A 21,534-nucleotide genomic window follows, 5' to 3' on the forward strand; every position below is an offset into this window, starting at 1 on the left:
GCGTCAAAGCTTCCAGCGCAGCGTCATGGTGACGTTGCGGGGCTCGCCCCAGTACACGCCCTGGTAGAAGCCCACGTTGTTGTAGTACTCCTTGTCCAGCAGGTTGTTGATGTTGAGCTGGGCACTGAAGTTCGGGTTGAAGCGGTACCCCGCCGACAGGTTCAGCAGGAAGAACGCATCCTGCTCGATCCTTGCACTTTCGGTCGCGCCGGTGGCCAGGTAATCCGCACCTGGCCGGGTGCTGTTGTTCCAGATGCCGCTCTGCCACGTCGCGCCGCCGCCCAACCAGAAACGGCCATCGATGCCACTGGGGCGCCAGCTGGCGTTGAGGCGGAAGGTATCCTGCGGGGTCGTGGTCTTCTGCAGAACCCCGGCGCGGTTGCGGATGGTGGTGTGGGCGAAGCCGGCCGACACGTTCCAGTGTTCGCCGATGCTGCCCTGGGTTTCCACTTCCCAGCCCTTCACCTTGTTGCCCTTGCCGGTGGAACGATAGGCCTGGCTGCCATCGGGCAGCGACGACGGTGGCACCGAATCGTCGATCTCCGCCACGTTGTCCTGCTCGCCTTCGAACACGGCGGCGGAGGCATTCAACAGGCCATCGAAGAACTCTGCCTTCAGGCCCGCCTCCCACATGTTGCCGACCACCGGCTCCAGGTAGTCGCCGTTGCGGTCGCGGTAATCCTGCGGCTGGAAGATATCGGTGTAGCTGGCATAGCCGCTGAAGGTGCTGTTGAAGTCGTAGACCAGGCCCAGGTACGGAGTCAGTGAATCGTCGGGTTTGTAGCCGGTGCGCGTGGTGCCGGTCAGGTTGCCGGCATCGTCATGCGTGTAGCGCCAGCTCCTGGTCTCCCAGCTGCCGTAGCGTGCGCCGACCACGGCCAGCAGTGGATCGGCCAGCTGCAGGCGTGCGGCGACGTAGGCGGCGCGCTGGCGCAGTTCGTTCTCCGAAGCCAGGTAGCCCATGCGGGTGACCGGAAGCCGTGGTACATCGCCGGTCCAGTGACGCCAGTCCGGTACCTGCGCGTACCCGGGCGCGCTGTCATCGAAATCGATGGCTTCGGACTCACCTTCGCGCACTGATTGCCCCAGCCCGAACACCAGCTCATGGTCGCTCCCGAACAACGTGAACGGTCCGCTGACATTGAGGTCGAACACATCCATCGTGCTCTTCTCGTTGAAGTGCGAGATGTAGGCGTTCACGCCGGTGCCATCGGCGCGCGGGTAACCGGATGCGCCGTACCAGACACTGCCATCGGTATCGCGGTCGGCATGGGTGAAGTTCGCCTTGGCCGACCAGCCATTGCCGAGCTGCTGCTCCAGGCGCACGAAGCTGGTCTTTTCCACGATCGGCCATGCGCTCCACGATGCCGACAGGTTGGTCGAACGCGGCAGGTTGGCCGGTCTGCCATCGGCACCCCAGTACGGCACCACGCCCCAGGTGACGCCGGAGGTGTGCGGGGACTGATATTCATGGCCCACTTCCAACAGCGTGCTGTCGGTGACATCGGCCTGCACGATGCCGTAGAACACGTCCTTGTCCAGCTGGTAGACATCGCGGAACGAGTCGCTCTGTTGCTTGGCCGCCACCACGCGTGCACGCACGCGGCCATCCAATGCGACCGGGCCGCCGAGGTCGGCTTCCAGGCGCTGGTTGCCCCAACGCCCCACGGTCAGGTTGGCGCCCATCTGGAAGGTATCGGTGGGGCGCTTGCGCACGAAGCTGATGGTGCCCGATGGATCGCCGGCGCCGGTGGTCAGCCCGGTGGCGCCGCGGATCACTTCGATGCGCTCATAGATCACGCTGTCGGTGTTGGTCTTGATCGACCCGCCGAACGTGTTGAGCATGCCATCGACCTGGAAGTTGGTGATGTTGTAACCGCGCGACACATAGTTGATGCGCTCGCTGTCGGTGACCGACACATGCACGCCGGTCACCTGGCCCATCACATCGGACAGCGCGAACAGGCCCATGTCATCCAGTCGCTGGCGGGTCACCACGGTTACCGACTGCGGTGTTTCGCGCAGCGACAGATTCAACCTGGTCGCCGTGTTGGCCTGCTTCACCGTGTACCCGTTCTTGATCTCTCCATCTGCGGTGACCTGGACGGCGTCGAGGGTGCGGGCCGAGGAATCAGCCGGGACGTCGGCATGCGCATTGGCGCTTGCCAGGAGCAGGGTGACGACGGCTGCCAGCAGCGATGGAGCGGGGACATGTTGAAGGCGGGACATAGGGGGATGCGGTTCCATGCAGGTAATAAAGGCCGGCGATGGAAGCGGCACCCTCAAGCGCGTGCGTATGCCTGCGGGGCGCCGTTACGGCGCATCCGCTCCCATCGTCGCCGTGCCGCAGGAGGTCGCTGCGGGCGCGGACATTCGTGGCGGTACACGGGGCGGCGGCGGCGGAAGGGAATCCGCGACAGGCTGGCTGGGCGTACGTCGATCAGGTAATGATAAGTATTCGCATTTGGTTAAGCAAGCGTTTCCAGTACGCTCACCGATGCGATCGCACGGATGCGTTCGGCCCCTCCGCGCACCACCCTGCTTGCAGGTGATGCGCGGAACGATGTGCCGCTCAGGGGGCGTCCACGCCGATGTTGGTGTACCAGTCCGCGCAGTAGGTCCTGCCGTTGCGGCTCAGGTTGAAGCGGGTGCAGTTGGTGTCATAACTGCTGCCGGTTGCCTTGATCAGGTAGCTGGAAAGGGTGACGCCGTTCAGGTGGTGCTGCCTGCCGTTGGACTTCAGCGACCAGTGTTCATGCGGTCCGGTGGACCTGCCGCCGTTGCACAACGCCTGCGAGCGGGTATTGGCCGGGTTGGCGATGGGCGCGTTGGCGCCTACCTCTGCACCGGTGGCATGCCTGATGTTCATCAGGTGGTAGTAGGTGGTGGACCATCCTCCGGCATGCACGATCTCGGCCATGCACGAGGAATGGCGCTTGAAGGTGCCTGCTGCAGAGGCCGAGACCCAGTGATTGCTGAGGTTGCTGCCCCAGCCGCCTCCCTTGAACATGTCCAGCGAGGACATCGGAAAGCGCCCCCAGCCGGAATTCGTGTGCGCGCCGCCGACATGCCATTTTTCGCCCAGTGGATAGGGGAACTGCAGCAGGTTCGTCGGCGGCGTGTCAGCCATGGGCTGGGCGGCGATGAAGCGCGAGGCTGGCCGCGCCTGCGGCGAGGTGTTGAACAGTCGGCGATAGACATCGGTGAAACCGGTATCGGCCAACGTGTCGCCACGGGCGGCGGCGAGGCCGGACACGGCATACAGCGTGCGCAGGGGATTGCCCTTCGATAGCGCGACAGGTCCGGACGTGCGTGTGTCGTCATGGTCATACATCGCGTCGCGCAGTGTTTCAGCGACTTCGCGCAGCTGCGGGCCAAAGCCGGTCCTGGCCACCAGCGTGCCGAAGGGACGCTGCATCACCCCGGCAGTGGCCTGCACATTGCCGACCACGCCGGAGTGCAGTTCCATCAAGGCAATCAGTGCCTTTGGGCTGATGCCACTGAAGCCGGCCCAGTGCGAAATCGTCTCCGCCTGTGCGGACAGGTGTGGGGCGTGCGTGGCAAGCCACCCGGCGATGTCGAAATCAAACATTTCATCGTAGCCGTACACCAGGTCCTGGGAGCGGAGAGGGGGCTGGTCGGCATGTGCGTCGGTAGCGACGCCGGTGGCGCACAGCATGGCGATCAGGGTGGGTGTCAGGAACAGATTCTTCGCGATGGTCATGGCTTGGACTCCGAGGATGCGCGGCATCATTTACTTCCGGCCGCAGCTGTCCGTCGGCCATGGAGGACCGTTGGGAAGTATGTGTGGCCGCATCGTCGCTGCCGCTGGTGGCGGACGAATGATGCGATGCTAGGTGCGGTCAGTCGCCGGGGCTGAGTCGCAAATCACACTGCGCGTTGTGTTGGCACAAGTCATCGCAAGTGGCATTGCCAGTCGCGCTGTCAATTCAGAAGTGCAGCCACGCGGTGGCCGCGTGCAGCAGCAGCCCGATCAAGCCGCCCACCAGGGTGCCGTTGAAACGGATGAACTGCAGGTCGCGGCCCACGCTCAGTTCCAGCTGCTCCACCAGATGGCGCTCGTCCCAGCCCTTCACCGTCTGTGCGATGTGCGAGGTGACGCCTTCGCGCAGGCGCGCAGTCAAGCGCTGCGCGCCTTCCAGCAGGTGCTGGTTCAAGGCATCGCGCAGCGCCGGGTCGGACGACAGGCTGCGGCCCAGCCCGGCCATGCTGCGTTGCAGGTGGCCGGCCAGCGCGGAGTCTTCGCGCTGCAGGTCGGCGCGCAGGCTGGCGTGGATGCGCGACCACAGCCCCTGCACATAATCCTGCAGTGCCGGATGGTCGATCATCTCCTGCTTCAGCTGTTCGATGCGCTCCGCCAGTGCAGGGTCTTCGCGCAGGCGCTGCACGTAGTTGCCCAGCCACTGTTCGTAATCCTGCCGCAGTGGATGGGCGGGATCGGCCAGTACCTGTTGCATTTCATCCAGCACCGCGCCGGCCAGGCGCTCGGCCAGGCTGTCGCCGATCTCATCGATCGGCTTGATCCAGTTCACGGTGCTGGACAGCGTGGGCCATTCGCGCTGTATGTAGCGCACGATCAGTTCGGAAGCACGTCCCTTCACCTCCGGTTGTTCCAGCCAGCGCGCCAGCCGCTGCAGGCCCTCGTCCAGCACACGTTGGTGGCGCCCGTCCGCGGTGAGCAGGGTAAGCAGTTCGCCGGCCGTGGAGGCGGCATTCCACTTCCGCAGCTGCTGCACCACGAAGGCGTGCAGTTGCCGGCGCACGGCGCTTTCGTCGAAGAAGTCCAGTGCCTGCAGCGCCCAGGCACGCGCCATGTCCGACAGCATGCGCACCCGTTCCGGATCGGACAGCCAGCTGCCCAGGCGCGCGGCGGGATCGAATACCTTCAACTTGGCCAGCAGCACCTGCGGTTCCAGGAACTGGTCGCGCACGAACAGCGCCAGGCTGTCGGCGATGCGCTCCTTGCTGCGCGGGATGATGGCCGTGTGCGGGATCGGCAGGCCCAGCGGGCGCCGGAACAGTGCCACCACCGCGAACCAGTCGGCCAGCGCGCCGACGGCGGCGGCCTCGCAGAACGCCGATACCCAGGCCCAGGCACCCCGTTCCCCCTGCCAATGACTGACCGCGAAACCGGCCAGCATCAGCAGCAACAGGCCCAGTGCGATGACTTTCATGCGCCGCAGCTGGGCGCGGCGCGGGTCGATGGGGGAATCCATGCCGGCAGTCTACCCGCAGGCCGGTGACGCGATGGTAGCGCCGGGCCATGCCCGGCGGATTTCCATATGCCGCTTCGCTCGCCGGGCGTGGTCCGGCGCTACAGCGCTTCCAGTTGCCTGCGCAGCGCGGCAAGCTGCTGGCGCAGGGCATCGTTCTCGCGGGTCAGGGCAACCACCCGTGCGCGCAGGGCCGGCGCGCCTTCGCCCAGTTGCTCCAGCGCCGCCAGCACCTCGGTATCGCGTGCGGCCAGTTCGTCCTCATCGGCTTCCTGCGCGGCGTCCAGCATCGGCTCGGGCTCGGGCTTGGCCGGACGCGGCTTGCGGTTGGCCTCGCGCGCCCGCTTGGCGGCCTGCTTCAGCTCGTCCTTGCCGCCGCTGGCTGCGGCGCGCTGTTCTTCCTCCGGCAGCGAGGCCACGGCGGCGGCGGCACTGATCGACAGTTGCCCGTTCTTCACCGCTTCCACCACTTCGGGAGCTGCCTGGGCACGGATGCGCTCGATCATGCCGATCTGGTTGCTGCTCAGCTTTGCTTCGCGTGCCAGTTCGGCGCGGCTGAGTTTCGGTGCCGGGTCCCACGGCGGGCTGTCCTGCTCGTCCTGCGGGCTTTCGGCGGTACCGTCGCTTTCGCGCTGCAGCTGGTCCTGCTCGATGCGCTTGCGCTCGGCCAGGATCTCGCGCTTGCGCAGGGCCAGCACGCCACGCTGGAAGTCGGACACGCTGCGGCGGCCCAGGTGCTGTTCGATCATCCACAGGTGCACGTCGTCCATGCTCTGGAAGCGCGTGTGCTGCACGGTGTTGAACGGCAGGTCGTGCTTCTGGCAGATGCCGTAACGGTTGTGCCCATCCACCAGTACATCGCCCCACAGCACCAGCGCATCACGGCAACCTTCAGCCAGGATGCTGCGCTCCAGCGCCTCATGTTCGTCCGCGGTGAGCGGGTCGATGTAGGCCTTGAGTTCTTCTTTGACGACGATGTTCATGGGCAACGGGCGGCAGTGGAACGGAACCGACCATTGTACGGGCGATGGCGGGTTCTCCCGACCTGCTGGGGTCCGCGACCAACAGCGGGAAGCGCCACTTGACTGGGATGAACATATGGTGAATATTCAGCCAGCCATCAACAGGGGATAGCAAGGATGCTGGACAGGATGTCGGGCCGCCATGTCGCGGCCAGGGGGTTTGGGCGCGTGGCATTAGTCACGTTGCTGGCTGGCAGCGGCATCGGGGTGGCCAGCGGCCAGGCGATGCAGCCTTACCAGGAATATGACAAGCGCCTGCGCACGGCCGAACAGGTGGGTGCGCTGACGTCAGACCTGTTTGGTGATGCGGTCAACATGTTCGACCAGAGCGTTGCCTTCGAACAGACCGACATCGACATTCCTGGCACCAACGCCTTGCCGGTGAAGTTGACCCGCAAGCTGGTGGTGCGGCCGGTTCCCTTCGCAGGCATGGCGCCGCAGATATTCGGTGGTGCCGGCGACTGGAACATCGATGTGCCGTATATCTCGGGGGTGTTCGACGGGGCGTATGGATGGAACGTCGGCAGCGCCGGGCTGCGCACGGCACGCTGCAGCGACATTTTCTACCCGCATACCCTTCCACCACATCGTGTGGACGATATCTGGTCCGGCTATTCGGTGAACCTGCCCGGGCAAGGCGCGCGCTCGCTGATCGCGTTGCCACCGGCGCAGTTCAAGCCGGACAATCGCCAGGCCAGCAAGTGGACCACCAGTGCGCTGGATGCCATCACCTGCACGCCGATGGTGGCCGGGTACGAGGGTGAAGGGTTCGTGCTGCAGACCACCGATGGAATCACGTACACCTTCAACATCGGCACCACGCGTACCGCCGGCACAATGGGGCAGGATTCAGCCAGTGGCCGCTCGCGTCCGCGCGTGGAAGTGTTCCTGCTGGCCAGCCGCATCGAAGACCGCTTCGGCAATGCGGTCAGCATCAGCTATAACGGCAAGGGCCATCCCACCGCCATCACCGGCAGCGACGGGCGCAACATCTCGCTGCAGTACGCCAACGACCGGTTGGTGAGCGCCAGCGCCCATGGCCGCAGCTGGGCCTATGCGTACACCGGCAGCACCCTGCAACGGGTCACCCAGCCGGACCAGGCCGCGTGGGAGATCAACCACCTCGCGGACACGCGCGTGTCCTACATGATCTGGAACGAGGACCCGGGCAAGGGGTGCGGCAACGTGGCACCGATCAGTCCCAAGACCTACAGCCTGCAGATGAAGCATCCTTCTGGCGCGGTGGGCACGTTCCGTTTCGACCATCAGCGGCATTACCGGGTAGGTGTGCCCAGCGTGCTGTGCCAGGGCGAGGCGGTGAGCGGGTCGGCGGAAAATGAATCGTCCATCGTCCACCACCTGGCCGTGCCGATCCACTTCGACGTGCTGGGGCTGACCCGCAAGACCATTGAAGGCCCCGGTCTGCCCAATGCACTGGTCTGGACCTACGAGGGGGTCAACGGCCAATCGTCGCTATGGTCAGGCAACGTCCCGCCGTGCGTGGCCTGCAACGGCACCAAAGTGGTGACGGTGGTGCAACCCGATGGCAGCACCCTGCACGAATCCTACGGCACGGTGTATTCCCGCGATGAAGGCAAGTTGCTGGGCCGCAACGTGGTGGCGGCCGACGGAACGGTGCTGGAGGACGAAGACCTGTTCTACGTGACCACCGCGCAGGCGGCGTCCATGCCGTTCCCGGACCGTTATGGTTCGCGCTGGGGCGGCAATGACGAGTCCTCGGTGCTGGTGCGGCCACTGGCAAGGAAGGTGATCACCCGCGACGGCACCACGATGACCTGGAATGTCGCCGCATTCGATGCCAAGGGCCGTCCATTGCGGATCGAACGCAGCAGCTCGCTCGGCGACAGCCGCACCGACGCGACCGTCTACTTCGATGACACCACGCGCTGGCTGCTGGGGCAGACTGCCAGCACCACCAATGCCGACACCGGTCTGGTTGAATCGCAGACGACATTCAACGCCCTGGCCATGCCGCTGCAGCAGCGCCAGTTCGGCAAGTTGGTGCAGACGCTCAGCTACCACCCCGATGGCAGCGTGGCCAGCTTTGCTGATGGTCGTGGCAATACCACCACGTTGAACAACTGGAAGCGCGGCACGCCACAGTCGATCGGCTACCCGGATGGCAATGCGATCAGCGCCACGGTGGACGACAACGGCTGGATCACTGCGGTGACCAACGAGATTGGTTACACAACCAGCCATGGCTACGACGCCATGGGGCGGATGAGTTCCACCACCTATGCCAGCGGCGATGCGGTGGGCTGGAATGCAACGACACAGAAGTTCGAGCGCGTGAACGCGGTTGAACATGGAATTGCAGCCGGGCACTGGAGACTGACCACGAGCTCCGGAAATCGGCGCAAGTATGTGTACTTCGACGCCATGTGGCGGCCCGTCATCACCCGTGAGCACGACACGGCCAATGCCACAGGCACCGACCGGTACCAGCGTTTCAGCTACGACCACGCCGGTCGTACCACGTTCCAGTCCCATCCCGGATCAAGCGCCACGCTGACGACGGGGCAATGGAGCGAATACGACGCGCTGGGCCGGCTGACGTCTACATCGGGCGACAGCGAACTGGGCCTGCTGACCACGGTAACCGAGTATCTGCCGGGCATGGACGTACGCGTCACCAGTCCACGCGGCGACCGGTCGATCACCCATCACCAGGTCTTCGACACGCCCAGCTACCAGAGCCCGGTTTCCATCGAACAGCCGGCTACCGGCGAGCCCGGGATCCGAACACGCGTGGTGCGCGACGTACTGGGCAAGCCGACGCGCATCGTGCGCGAATCCTTTTGAGGGCAGGGACGTCCATGAAGCGAAAGATCTTTGATATGCCGCGCGTGACGCGGCTGTTGTGCATGTTGGCCATGCTGCTGCCGATGGCGTGGACTGCATCAGCCTGCGAGAAGGAAGATCCACGGCGTGTGGCCGATGGGGTATTCGTTCCGATGGTCGCGCCGGAACCTTGCCCTGATCCTGGCGATGCTGGAACGCCGACGCAACTGTATTCCGTCTTCCAAGGTCAATCTGTCCCGGACCAGATGGTGGCTGGTCAGAGCTACAACGTCAGCATGACCTTCCGCAACGCCGGGGCGATGACCTGGGAAACCCATCGCTCGTTCAACCTGGGGTCGCAACCTGCTGGCAACGCACGCTGGGGCCTGACCCGGGTGGGTCTTCCACATAATACCGGTACCGGACAGGACGTCACGTTCAACTTCATTGTCCGCGCGCCGGACCAGGCCGGCACCCATGACTTCCAGTGGAAGATGGTGCTCGATGGGGTGCAATGGCTGGGGCAGCCATCGACCTTGAAGCGCATCAACGTGGTGCGCTCCACCATCAAGGGCAACATCGATGGCGTATCAGGCACGCATATCACCGGCTGGGCCTGCTCGACCTATATTGAATCGCCCATCGATGTGCATGTGTATGTCGGCGGCGCCGCAGGTGCCGGTACCCATGTCATTACCGGGCGCGCCGACCAGGCCGGCGAAGCAGGACTCGGTGCCCAATGCGCCACCCAAAGCAGTGCACGCCGGTTCCGGATCGCGGTGCCGCCCCACGTTGTGAACGGGTATTCGAACAGCCTGGTCTACATGCATGGGATCTCGGCTACCGGTGGCGCGAACGAGCTGCTTGCCGGGTCCGGTGTCCACCGTATTCCGTACAACAAGTTCCCTACGGTGAGCCTGACTTCACCTGCCAATGGTGGCGTGGTGGGGGAGGGCCAGCCGATCGTGCTGACCGCTTCGGCGTCCGATCCGGATGACGGAGTGGCCTCGGTGATTTTCCTCGGGGATGGGTATCCGCTGGGATCCACTTCGCCGCCGAACCACACTTACAGCTGGTCCACCACGCCAGGCGACCACCGCGTGCGTGCCTACGTCCTTGATACCCGTGGCGCAGAGGCTTTCAGCGATACGCGTACGGTCCATGTATCACGTGTCATTGGCGCCGTCACTGGCATGCGCGACGGCATGATCCAGGGCTGGGCCTGCAATACCAAGGTGGCCGGTGCCATCGGCGTGCATTTGTACCTGGGCGGGCAATCCGGCGTAGGCACCTATGCCGGGGCATTTACTGCAAATGCCACCAGCCCCGCCGACGTCAACGCGAACTGCGGGGCCGGTACGGCACACAACTTCAGCATCACGCCGTCAGCGGCAGTGCTGACAGCACACGTTGGCAAGTCCGTCCACGTCCATGGCATATCCAACTTTGGGGTGGCAAATAAACTGTTGGCGGGCTCGGGAAGTTTCGTCTTGACGGCGAACGTAGCGCCCAAGGTCACCATCACCTCCCCGGCCAATGGCGCCGTCCTGGGCCACCCCGGCGCCGCGCGCTTCACCGCAACGGCCAGCGATGCCGATGGCGTGGTCACCCAGGTGCAGCTGCTGCTCAATGGCGCGGTGGTGGCTACGCCCACCACGGCGCCCTACCAGACCCAGCTGAGTGATCTCCCCATCGGTACGCACAAGCTGCGCGCGGTGGCCAAGGATTCGCGGGGGGCCACCGGCAGCCACGAAATCACCATCAAGGTAGAGCAAGCCCAGACGCCGAGCTCGGTAACGCGGCAGTACGTGTACGACGCACAACAGCAGTTGTGCAAGGTCATCGAACCGGAAACCGGATCGACGGTGATGGATTACGATGCGGCCGGCAACCTGGCGTGGTCGGCAGCGGGCTTGGACCTGCCCAGCGGCAGCACCTGCGACCGCGAGAGCGCACGGACGTCCGGGCGTCGGGTCGACCGCAGCTACGATGCACGAAACCGTCTGCTCGAACTGACCTTCCCCGATGGCAACGGCAACCAGCGTTGGGAGTACACCCCGGATGGCTTGCCGGCCAAGGTGACCACCTGGAACGACGGTGGCGCCAGTACGGTGGTCAATACGTACGCCTACAACAAGCGACGCTTGCTGACTGGCGAGACGGTGAGCGTCAACGGCGCCGCGCCGGTGGCGGTGGGCTATACCTACGATGCCAATGGCCACCTGTCCGGACAGACGCGGCCCGGCGGGCTGGCCCTGCAGTACCTGCCCAATGCCCTGGGCCAGCCCACGCAGGTGCGCGATGCGGCCGGCCAGGTCTATGCGCAGGGCGTCACCTGGCATCCAAATGGCGCGCTGGCGCACCTGCAGTACGGCAACGGCGTGCAGCACCAGACGGTGCTCAACGCACGGCAACTGCCGGCCCAGCTGCGCGACAGCGGTGCGTTGGCGCTCAACTACGAATACGACGCCAACGGCAATGTCACCGCGATCCTGGACCAGCAGCAGGGCGCCAGCAAGGACGTGCGCATGCAGTACGACGCGCACAACCGGCTGGGCCAGGCGACATCGACGGCCTTCGGTGGCAACGGGCAGTTCCGCTACCGCTATGACGTACTGGACAACCTCACCAGCAGCCACCTGGGTGGAGTCAAGGCGCACAACTACTGGTATGACGCGAAGAACCGGCTGACCAACGTGCGTGACGACAGTGGCGCCACCACGATGGGCCTGACCTACGACGTGCAGGGCAACCTGGCCAACCGCAACGGCCAGCAGCACGCGTTCGACTATGGCAACCGGCTGCGCGAGGTGGTGGGTATCGAGCGGTACCGCTATGACGCCCATGGGCGGCGTGTCAGTGCCGTCGATGGCAGCGGCCAGCGGCTGTTCTCGCTATATGGAAACGACGGCGCACTGCTGTACGAGCAGCGCCGTGACCGGGGCAACACCGACTACGTCCACTTGGGCGCGCGCCTGCTGGCCACGCGCAACAACGGCGTGGTGACGTGGCAGCACACCGATGCGCTGGGGAGTCCGGTGGCAAGCACCAACGGCAGCGGTGCGGTGGTGGAGCGCAAGCAGTTCGAGCCGTATGGTGCTTCGGTGGGAGCTGCGACGGATGGGGTGGGGTACACCGGGCATATGATGGATGCCGGGACCGGGCTGGCGTATATGCAGCAGCGGTATTACGATCCGTTGCTGGGAAAGATGCTCAGCGTCGATCCGGTCACCGCCTACGGCAGCGGCGACATGCGGCACTTCAACGTGTATGCCTATGCCTTCAACAATCCGTACAGCTTCACTGATCCGGATGGCCGTTGTCCGTCCTGCGATAACTTCGGTGATTCGTATGCGTCAATGAATCAAGGGGAGAGACAGGGATTAACCTCTGGTCTGGTTGGCGGGTTAAAGGGAGCCGCTGCTGCGTTCCTTCAGCTTAATTCTGGCGGGCCTGGTGGCGGCGGGAAAGCTGCCGTGGCTGGAGCCGCGACTAAGCAAACGGCAAGCGCCCTTACGCGAGCGAAAGAAATTCAAGGTGCGCTCAAACCAGCTACTCAGGGCAGAGTGACGACCGCTGTTGCAGAAACGAAAGAAGGAGTTCGTGTGGTTGGTTCAAGCGAGGGTGCATTGCGGCCTGCGCAGCGTGCAGTACTGCAAGAGGGCGAAGTTGCGGCTAAGGGTGTTCGAGGCACGCATGCCGAAGTCAATGCAGTGAACGGAGCAAAGGCACAAGGGCTTACGCCTACGAGTGTTTCTCCGAGCCGTCCTGCGTGTACAAATTGCCAGGAAGCTATGAAGAAAGTTGATATACCGATCAAGGACAGATAGAAATCAATGGAAAGCTTCGACGAGACAAGACTATTGCTGGCGACGGAAGGGATGCCGGACTGGAAGAGAGTGGCATTCATGGCGTATTGCTGTGAACGCATGTTGCCAAATTACCGAAGCTTCCAAATCGATAGTGGCTATGGCGATCTGGCTCCGATGAGAAATGCTCTTGATGCTGTGTGGGAGTGGATCGCATCAAATAATTTGCCGTTGGAGTTGGTCGCGTTAGCGTCCGCATGCGAGCAACAGGCACCAGATACTGCGGAGTTCTCGTCTATCTACACATCAGCTGCATTAGATGCGGCTACAGCAACAGCGGCGACACTTGAAGCTCTTGTAGGTGCGGCGGCAAAGAACCTGATCGAAGTGGCTACTTACGCTAGGGATACGATTGATCTATTCGTTCAAGAGGTAGAAGAGCTTGATCCAAATGCTCCGGACCTGGAGCGCAGGATCATTGAACACCCTCTCATGCAATCCGAGTTGCGAACCCAACGAGAAAGTCTGGTAATGCTGAAAGATGCGCATGAAGAGCGAGGCAAGGTCGGAATCGATTTGCGAGCCAGATGGTCGAAGATCGAGCAAGGAAGCTTGCCGCCTCTCGCCGTGTGAAGAGAGTTGAACGTATAAGACAAGGCCCGCAACTGCGGGCCTTGTGACCTATAGGGGACGGAGGAAATTAATCCGACCGCATGACATACAAGCCCCGCTAAAGCGGAGCTTGTTGTTGAAGGCTACGAAATCCTCCGCCCGACCTCGCGCCGGTAATCCTTATCCCAAGTCATGCGTTGCAGGGCCTGCGCTGCTTCCACGACCCACTGCACGGTAGAGTCCACGCCATGTTACTTGGCGTTCGCTGGAAAGGTGGGAAATGGGGTGTTCGACTTGATCTTCATCCAATCAATAGTGGATCGACACCAATTCTGCATATCAATTACGGCCCTGCAGCACGTGGAGAGGCGGCGCATTTGATCTTGTTCGACCCGCGTTGGATCAGGAGGGGGGGGATGAATACCGAAGATACAAAGAGAAAAATATTTGCGTCTATTTCCGATCTAATCGAGATGGAGTCAACGTAGAAAGGCGAGATGATGGATTGGTATGACAGAGCAAAGAAAGTTAGATCCTTGATGGAGCTTGACAAGGGAGACCTTCAAGTGCCGCATGCTCTTTGGCATTACTTGGATGATGCGGATATTCGTATAAAAGATCAGCGTTATGCAGAAGCGCAAATTCTGCAGATTAAAGAGCTTCTTCATACTTGGGTGAATTGACGGCATAGCGAATTTGAGAGAACGACTAAGGGGGGGCGAAAAGGGGGCAGGTTCATTTATCCGTTGAAGATCGAGGGTGGCCACGAGGCCTGAGTCCTGCGGCGCGTTGGGTGAGCGCCTCGATCTGTTTCCGGAAATGGTCGCTGCCCTAGGCTTTCTGCTGTCGGGTGTGGGTGCGAAGCGCGTCGATGTCATCGGAAGGCACTAACTATAAAGGGGTCGGGTTCAATTACCGATGACCAACCCCAACCACAAGGCCCGCATTGCGGGCCTTGTGGTTGGGGTTCCCTGCGGTCAGCGTCCGGCCTGTGCCAACAGCGAGTCCAGCACCTCGCTCACCATCTTCTGCTTGGCCTTAGGCAGCTGGTTGATCCGCTCCAACTGTTGTTGCAGCTTCGGTGCCGGTCCGCGCTTGCTGGCAGGTCGCCGTCCCGGCGCTCCGATCAACTCCTCCACCGTCACCCGTTGATGGCGCAGGGAGCACCACGGGATACACAAAAGTGGCGCCACCACGATGGGCCTGACCTACGAGGTGCAGGGCAACCTGGCCAACCGCAACGGCCAACAGCACGCGTTCGACTATGGCAACCGACTGCGCGAGGTGGTGGGTATCGAGCGGTACCGCTATGACGCCCATGGGCGGCGTGTCAGTGCCGTCGATGGCAGCGGCCAGCGGCTGTTCTCGCTATATGGAAACGACGGCGCACTGCTGTACGAGCAGCGCCGTGACCGGGGCAACACCGACTACGTCCACTTGGGCACGCGCCTGCTGGCCACGCGCAACAACGGCGTGGTGACGTGGCAGCACACCGATGCGCTGGGGAGTCCGGTGGCAAGCACCAACGGCAGCGGTGCGGTGGTGGAGCGCAAGCAGTTCGAGCCGTATGGTGCTTCGGTGGGGGCTGCGACGGATGGGGTGGGGTACACCGGGCATATGATGGATGCCGGGACCGGGCTGACGTATATGCAGCAGCGGTATATGGATCCGCAGTTGGGCATGTTTCTGTCTGTGGATCCGGTGACTGCGTATGACCAGCCGGTTGGGCAGTTCAATCGGTATCGGTATGCGAACGGAAATCCGTACACCTACGTAGATCCTGATGGAGAAGCCGGTAAAGTTGCATGGCTCGTCAGACTCACCGCAAACCAGGCCCATAAGGTTGCACGACTGACTCAGGAGCAGGCCGTCAGTGCGCGCCGGGCCCAGCAGAACGTGATAGCGGACAGAAGACAAGTAGCGAGGCAGATTGAGACATCCGCACACGGGGCTGAGGGGCAGCTCAAACATGTGGGCCATGAACTGGAGGGGGGCGGCAAAGGGCTTCCGCATTACCAGACAGATAGCGTAAGGGGGCACTCCTTCTGGGGTAAGGACAGCGTCGGCGCACTAGCTGTGGCCGGTACGCTTGAGCAAGTTGCTGATGCGGCAGAGTACATCCCTGATCCGGTTCCTAGACCCGCTGAGCAGTCTGATATCGCAAGATGGAATGGCACGATGGGGGCGATCAGCGAGAAGACTGGCCTGCCTATGCCTGGTGTAAAGATGGGACAGGATGGAGGATTTCAGGGCTATTTTCGAGTTGACGGAAGGCTTGATTCAAAAAGGCTGGATCAAGAGTTGAGCAAGGGGAGATAGGCTCGTGAGATTCTATGAATTCATGGTTGAAGGGGTCTTTATTCGAGCGTCTGGGCTCGGGGCTGATGTCGGCGGATTTCAAGCGACGTTCTTCATCAAGTCATCGAATGTTGCGACTGCGGTTGATCGCATGCGGAGGGTGCTTTCGGATCGTATGAGCGCACATTTCGTAGCGACTGTTGAGACGGGGGTCTTCAGGACATATTTCTCCATACGTGACGTTTGGGAAGTTGCTGAAGAGAGGATGTTTGAATTCGAAGGGCGTGACCTGGGCTTTACTTTTTTCAGGATAGGCAAGGTTGAGTGCATGTATCTTGCGTTCCGGCGCGTGCTGCTTAGGCTGTTCCGGCCGCGGAGTGTATTTTTCCCGCACCGGAGCGCCTAGATGTGGGAACTGCGATGTACTGATTCGGGCCGGATAGAGCCAGCAAGAGTGGGGCAGCGTTCGAAGGATTTGCCTTTGTCGGAATTTTCCCGCCACGGTTGAGGGTGCTTGGATTTCTTGGTCGCGGGAAGATGCGAGCGAGTGCAGTGCTTTGGTGAAGAAGTGCATTGACGTCATGCTAGTGAAGTACGGGTTGGCCATCCCATGACGGCCTACTACGTCCGCTTGGCGTTCAACTACATCCCAGCAGTCAAGTTGTGCCTTCCTCTACATGATGGCAATCTTCAAGGAACCGAAGGTTATTGCAGACTTGCTGTCCAAGAAGCGACCATTCGTGCGTAAAGCGGTTTGCGTTATCGTATTCCTCATATTTGCCATCGCATTCATGGTGGGCTTCGGAACACTGCTGAAAGACACCCGGCCCATGTGGCAGTGGTAAAGCGGCCCGATACCTCGCTATCGGCATACCCATGTTGTTCGGCGCAGGCTCGGCTGGTGCGTTCATGGTTGGAGTCGGTATGGATACCGCCGAGCGTGTGGAGCAGAAGAGGGCGGACGACGAACGCGAAGCATGTTTTAATCGCTACCGGCGGGACGAGTAAGAGGTTGCCATTTGTAAACCGACGAGCGCAAAGCTCCGACCATTTTTCACATTTACGCCCAGATGTTGACCCCGGCCCAGCGCCGACAGGTGGCCCGCATCATAGGTGGCAGCGTGGACCAACCTGCTGCACCCCGTAAGGCTGCCAAGGCCAAGAAGCGTGAGGCGGTCGGCAAGGTCGCAGCCAACTATCAGCTGCCCGGCGGTGACACCTGGATCGGCTGGGGCCGCACGACCATCGCTGTCTGTGTAGATGAGGTGTGTCCTGATCCTCGTTCGCACCTAGGAGTGGTTGGGTGCAACCGTCCGCAACCGTAGGCTTAGATGGCACTTACCTTCGGTCGTGTCAGCTCGGACCAGGCTCCGGGTGTTCGCGCTAGGACGCTCACCCGACAAGCGACAGACAGCGTGCCGGTGGTAACGGTCCATGCCGGTCCGCTCGGCCGGAGTTGGGCCGTTCGGTCAGTTGTTAGTCGCTTGTGTCGCTAGCAAGGTTCACTAGGCTGGGTTCGTAATGCGTAGGTCGTAGGTTCGATTCCTATTTCCGGCACCAGATACAGCAGAAAGCCCCAGCCTTGGTCGGGGCTTTTTGTTTGCGGCTTGGTAGCGCCGGCCATGGCCGGCGGATTGGCGGATTGGCGGGATGGTCGAAGGGAGTCCGCCGCCGGCCGGCAACCACGGACGTTGCGCTCGTTTCAACCCGGGATCGCACCTTTACGCGCAATCCTGAAGTCCGATTCCGGGGAGTCCATTCCTGTGCTATCAATATCGAGCCTTGCTTCAAGGCTCTTTCAGGGATTGGAAGGATGAGCGGATTCGGGGGAACTGCGGGCGGTGTGTCGACCCGCTTAAGTGGATTCGAGGGTGGTTTTCGAAAGCTGCGCGCCGTGGGCGCCTGGCTCTGCTGTGTGCTGTGGGTCGGTCTCGCCTTGTTGCCATCGGCAAGCGCGCAGACGGTCACCTATATCCATACCGATGCCTTGGGCTCGGTAGTGGCCGAGACCGACGAGGCCGGCAATGTCATCAAGCGTTACACCTACGAACCGTATGGCGCGGTCGTGGGCGAGGAAGTCACCGATGGCCCTGGTTATGCCGGACATGTGAGCGATGCGGCTACTGGATTGAGTTACATGCAGCAGCGCTACTACGACCCCCTCATCGGAAGGTTCCTCAGCGTCGATCCGATTGCGGCAAACGCGAGCACGGGCGCAGGTTTCAATCGCTACGCGTACGCCGCGAACAATCCCTACAAGTTCACCGACCCCGATGGACGATGCGAGAAGATTACCGGGTCAAATATCTGCCAGCGTAGCCTCACAGGAACGGTGACCCGTTTTATGCTGCCGGCTCAAGGAAAGACGGATATGGCCAAAACACAAAGATCTTGGCCGGTACCTGGGCATACAAAGCTCAATGCAGCTGACAAGCCTAGAGAGGGCAGAGGCGAGTTCGGTTCGCCGAGGAACACATCACGGGGCAGGTCTACCCATACGGGAATTGATATCGAAGCACCGAAGGGTGCGCGGGTAGTTGCTCCGCAAGACGGGGCTGTTGTTGATATCAGACAAAATCCTAGCGGCACCTACGGCAATCAAGTGGTACTTGATCATGACAATGGTGTCTTTTCACAGTCCGCTCATTTGGACACGGTGGCTGTCAAGCCTGGTGCGCTCGTGAACGGCGGTCAAGATATCGGTAAGGTGGGGAGGACAGGCAATACTCCTTCTCTTGGTGACTCGCACTTGCACTTTGAAATCCGATTGAATGGCCCGGCGCCAAGAGCAGCAGGCGGGACTGTTGTTGATCCTCTCCCATACTTGCCAGAGCCATGAGGTCTTCCATGAGAACGGTGCTACTAGCAGCTGTTATTGCCACCACTTCATGCCACGCAGCTGAGAATGGCGATACTCAAGCTTCCGCGGGAGCGCAAGGTCAAGGAGCGGTTGCTTCTATTGGTGATACCCCGAAGAACATGTCTGTGTTCGCAAGCTCTGACTGCGAGAAATCTGAGCTTGTGGATTGCACGGCTAAGGACTCTCAGGGCAGGCAATACGTGTTCTTCGATGGTGCGTTGTCATGTATCTCGGTGAATAAGCATGATGCCAAGCTCGGAGCGACATTGCCGGCAGGAATGCTGTTTGGTGAGGACATTGAAGCGTCCAAGGAGAAGGCATCGAGTCACTTTCGGGTCAGATTTGATCGCGGAGAGGTTGATGGCAGGATTGTTTACAGTTCTGACTTCAGTATCCAATCTCCAACCGGGATCAAGTACGCACTTGAGCTGCTGGCAGATGAGCAGAACAAGCTAGAAGAGGTAGTTCAGCGGACTGACTTTTAGCGAGGAACGGTTCCAGGTTCACTCTCGACCGCCGCGAGCTAAACGGGACGGAGGGAATTAATCCTCGCCCATGACGTACAAGGCCCGCATCGCGGGCCTTGTCGTTGTTGGCTCTTGTGATCGCTGCTTCTACTAATGCGCGGCGAGCACTGAGTCGAGCACCTGTGCGATGGCGCGCTGCTTGGCCTTGGGTAGCGCTTCAATCTGTTGGAGCTGTTGCGCGATCTTCGGCTGCGGCCCGCGCTTGGTGGCGCTCCGCGTGGCCGGCATGCCGGAGTAACGGTGTCAGGTTCACTTCCCGATCGCCCATGAAGCACAAGGCCCGCATCGCGGGCCTTGTGCTTCATGGGGTTGAGGCTTATCGTCCCGGCTGCGCCAGTAGCGAATCCAACAGCTCGCTCACCATCTTTTGCTTGGCCTTCGGTAGCTGGCTGATCCGTTCTAACTGCTGTTGCAGTTTCGGTGCCGGCCCGCGCTTGCCGGCAGGCCGTCGCTCCGGCACGCCAATCAGTTCCTCCACCGTCACCGCCAGCCCGGTCGCCAGCGCCGCCAGCAGCGACACTGGAACGCGCCTGCGCCCGATCTCGAACGAGGCGATCTGCTGCTGGCTCACGCCGATCAGTTCGCCCAACTGCACCTGTGTCAGTCCCTGGTCGCGGCGCAGGTCGGCCATGCGCGCCCCTAGCTTGCGGAAGAAGGCTTTCTCGTCTGGTGTCATGGCAACGCTGTGTTGTGGCTCTACGGTGGTGGAACGGCTGATTCGGACGCTGAAAGAGCGGTGCGTGCACCGGCATCGCTTCGAGAGCCAAACACATGCATTGCGGGTGATTGCTGACTGGATCACCTTCTACAACCAACAGCGCCCTCATCAGGCGCTGAAGATGATGACCCCAGATGCGGCCTATGCCGCTACATTAACCGCATGACCTGAGCAGAAACCGGTGGGTCATTACACACTGCCAGCCCAGGCACAGACGACGGTGCGCTACCTGCACACTGATGCGCTGGGGTCGGTGGTGGCCAAGACCGACGCCAATGGCAACGTGGTGGAGCGCACGACGTTCGAGCCGTATGGGGCAGTGGTGGGCGATGAGGTAGGGGATGGCCCGGGGTATACGGGACACGTGAGCGATGCGACGACTAGGCTGAGCTACATGCAGCAGCGGTACTACGATCCGGGCGTGGGACTGTTCTTGTCTGTGGATCAGGTGACCGCGTATGGGAACCCGGTGGGACAGCTCAACCGGTATCGGTATGCCAAGAGCAATCCGTATCGCTTTACTGACCCTGATGGTAGGCAAAGCTGGTCGAATACGGGTACTGCCAATTCTTGGCCTGCTGTACAACAGGCATGTGGTGGCAGCAATTCTTGTGAGCAGGAAGTTGCTTGGAATTTGGCAAAGGCAGAAGCAAAGACTGCGTTTACGGCCTATGGTGGCGCTACGGTGCCTAGACTATTGCGAGCAATCGCGGCGCCTTTCCTAAGAACGGCGGTGGGGGAAGCGCAAGGTCCTACCTTGGCAGGAGTAAAAGTTGGGAATAGACCGTCCGACACGAGAGCAGCTCTGGAGGGCGCCGGTTACAAAGGGGGTAAGAATATCTAATGATTCTGGTACATAATCTGGAACACTTCACAGTGTTTCAGAAATGAAGATGGACGTCAGGGTGATGGATGGAGGGCCAAAGCATGCTTCGAGGGTGGTGGCTACGCGACAGGGCAATCCGAATCAGCCCGTGAATCCCCAGAATGGTAAAAATTTTGGAAATATACCAAAGGGCGAGCAGCGAACAGGCAGTCATATTTACTATAGAGGGAGGAAATAGTGGGTATCGCGATTGGAGAAAAAACCGAACTAAGCCTGACAATGGCTGGTGAGTCTTTAAATAGAATGTTGGTTGGCGCGCATCTTGATTGCTTTAGCGTAAGCAGTATCACGGTCTCCTTAAGGTTTATTAATGATGGGGCATTTCCTGGAATTTCTTTATATGTCGACAATGACTTCTCATGCGGCGCTGTGATGCGGGGCGGGGATAATTTGGTGATGGAGAATTCAGTAGGAGGGTTCTTCACAAAAAGGGCAAAATTTTTGTCCGGCGTATATTCATGCATCGGCAAGGAGGTGACAAAAGTAAATTTAAGTTTTGACGGTTCTTTATCGATCTCCGTCGGGGACTCAGTTATTGCTATGCAACTAGAAAAAGAGGACAAAGAGCAGGAAGATTACGTTTGGAAGGTGGAGATGGAGGCGCCTGCCGGCCACCTTGTGTCGGAAGTTAATTCTGTTATGTGCGTACCAAATGATGGAGGCGTCAAATTTCTGTCCTAGACGTGTGCAGAACTCAATGGAGTTGCTAGTTTTTCCTGTACAAGGTCTAGCATCTGAGCCTGCGGCCGGAGGTTGGCAATTT

16 protein-coding genes are annotated in these 21,534 nt (G+C 61.1%); 10 read left to right on the forward strand and 6 right to left on the reverse strand.

The features are described from left to right. Window positions 1-3 precede the first annotated feature (3 nt). From H4O11_RS11390 to H4O11_RS11405, 4 genes are all read right to left on the reverse strand, one after another. Window positions 4-2,229, reverse strand: coding sequence for a TonB-dependent siderophore receptor (locus H4O11_RS11390; RefSeq protein ID WP_182339549.1), 2,226 nt, complete (start codon window positions 2,227-2,229; stop codon window positions 4-6). Window positions 2,230-2,572: 343 nt separating this feature from the next. After that, window positions 2,573-3,724 carry a M23 family metallopeptidase gene (locus H4O11_RS11395; protein ID WP_182339550.1) on the reverse strand — a complete coding sequence of 384 codons (1,152 nt, stop codon included), beginning with the start codon at window positions 3,722-3,724 and terminating at the stop codon, window positions 2,573-2,575. Window positions 3,725-3,950: 226 nt separating this feature from the next. After that, complete coding sequence (locus H4O11_RS11400; RefSeq protein ID WP_182339551.1) at window positions 3,951-5,237, reverse strand: DUF445 domain-containing protein; 1,287 nt, start codon at window positions 5,235-5,237, stop codon at window positions 3,951-3,953. Window positions 5,238-5,335: 98 nt separating this feature from the next. Next, window positions 5,336-6,217, reverse strand: a complete 882-nt coding sequence (locus H4O11_RS11405; RefSeq protein ID WP_182339552.1) for a ParB N-terminal domain-containing protein — start codon at window positions 6,215-6,217, stop codon at window positions 5,336-5,338. Between the two features lie 207 nt (window positions 6,218-6,424). Between H4O11_RS11405 and H4O11_RS19500 the strand changes: the two genes are divergently transcribed. From H4O11_RS19500 to H4O11_RS11425, 4 genes are all read left to right on the forward strand, one after another. After that, window positions 6,425-9,082 (forward strand): RHS repeat domain-containing protein, encoded by a 2,658-nt coding sequence (locus H4O11_RS19500; RefSeq protein ID WP_182339553.1) that lies wholly within the window; start codon window positions 6,425-6,427, stop codon window positions 9,080-9,082. Window positions 9,083-9,096: 14 nt separating this feature from the next. After that, the gene (locus tag H4O11_RS11415; RefSeq protein WP_182339554.1) at window positions 9,097-12,891 is read left to right on the forward strand and encodes an RHS repeat domain-containing protein; all 3,795 of its coding nucleotides are present in this window, start codon (window positions 9,097-9,099) and stop codon (window positions 12,889-12,891) included. Window positions 12,892-12,897: 6 nt separating this feature from the next. Continuing rightward, a complete protein-coding gene (locus tag H4O11_RS11420; RefSeq protein WP_182339555.1) occupies window positions 12,898-13,503 on the forward strand; it encodes a DUF416 family protein in 606 nt (201 codons plus the stop codon). 479 nt (window positions 13,504-13,982) lie between these two features. Next, window positions 13,983-14,165 carry a hypothetical protein gene (locus tag H4O11_RS11425; protein ID WP_182339556.1) on the forward strand — a complete coding sequence of 61 codons (183 nt, stop codon included), beginning with the start codon at window positions 13,983-13,985 and terminating at the stop codon, window positions 14,163-14,165. A 294-nt stretch (window positions 14,166-14,459) separates the two neighbouring features. Here H4O11_RS11425 and H4O11_RS11430 read toward each other — a convergent pair whose 3' ends face one another. Next, a complete protein-coding gene (locus tag H4O11_RS11430) occupies window positions 14,460-14,612 on the reverse strand; it encodes a hypothetical protein (protein WP_182339557.1) in 153 nt (50 codons plus the stop codon). A gap of 67 nt (window positions 14,613-14,679) precedes the next feature. Here H4O11_RS11430 and H4O11_RS11435 point away from each other — a divergent pair, with 67 nt between their 5' ends. The 3 genes from H4O11_RS11435 to H4O11_RS11445 all read left to right on the forward strand — a co-directional run bounded on the left by H4O11_RS11435 (window position 14,680) and on the right by H4O11_RS11445 (window position 19,125). Beyond that, window positions 14,680-15,801, forward strand: coding sequence for an RHS repeat-associated core domain-containing protein (locus H4O11_RS11435; RefSeq protein WP_182339558.1), 1,122 nt, complete (start codon window positions 14,680-14,682; stop codon window positions 15,799-15,801). A 1,792-nt stretch (window positions 15,802-17,593) separates the two neighbouring features. Beyond that, a complete protein-coding gene (locus tag H4O11_RS11440; RefSeq protein WP_182339559.1) occupies window positions 17,594-18,619 on the forward strand; it encodes a peptidoglycan DD-metalloendopeptidase family protein in 1,026 nt (341 codons plus the stop codon). A gap of 8 nt (window positions 18,620-18,627) precedes the next feature. Continuing rightward, window positions 18,628-19,125: a hypothetical protein gene (locus H4O11_RS11445; protein WP_182339560.1), complete on the forward strand. Its 498-nt coding sequence runs from the start codon at window positions 18,628-18,630 to the stop codon at window positions 19,123-19,125. A gap of 358 nt (window positions 19,126-19,483) precedes the next feature. Here the strand turns inward: H4O11_RS11445 and H4O11_RS11450 are convergent, their stop codons facing one another. Beyond that, the gene (locus tag H4O11_RS11450) at window positions 19,484-19,798 is read right to left on the reverse strand and encodes a helix-turn-helix domain-containing protein (protein WP_220466698.1); all 315 of its coding nucleotides are present in this window, start codon (window positions 19,796-19,798) and stop codon (window positions 19,484-19,486) included. On the opposite strand from H4O11_RS11450, the gene H4O11_RS11455 reads away from it, so the two are divergent. From H4O11_RS11455 to H4O11_RS11465, 3 genes are all read left to right on the forward strand, one after another. Beyond that, window positions 19,797-20,051, forward strand: a complete 255-nt coding sequence (locus tag H4O11_RS11455) for an integrase core domain-containing protein (protein ID WP_246333438.1) — start codon at window positions 19,797-19,799, stop codon at window positions 20,049-20,051. The two genes, H4O11_RS11450 and H4O11_RS11455, sit on opposite strands and share 2 nt — an antisense overlap. 54 nt (window positions 20,052-20,105) lie before the next feature. Beyond that, window positions 20,106-20,729 carry an RHS repeat-associated core domain-containing protein gene (locus H4O11_RS11460; RefSeq protein ID WP_484600398.1) on the forward strand — a complete coding sequence of 208 codons (624 nt, stop codon included), beginning with the start codon at window positions 20,106-20,108 and terminating at the stop codon, window positions 20,727-20,729. Between the two features lie 219 nt (window positions 20,730-20,948). Next, window positions 20,949-21,452: a hypothetical protein gene (locus tag H4O11_RS11465; protein ID WP_182339564.1), complete on the forward strand. Its 504-nt coding sequence runs from the start codon at window positions 20,949-20,951 to the stop codon at window positions 21,450-21,452. Window positions 21,453-21,534 lie beyond the last annotated feature (82 nt).

This window comes from Stenotrophomonas tumulicola, assembly GCF_014117215.1.
In the GTDB taxonomy this organism is placed as follows: domain Bacteria; phylum Pseudomonadota; class Gammaproteobacteria; order Xanthomonadales; family Xanthomonadaceae; genus Stenotrophomonas; species Stenotrophomonas tumulicola.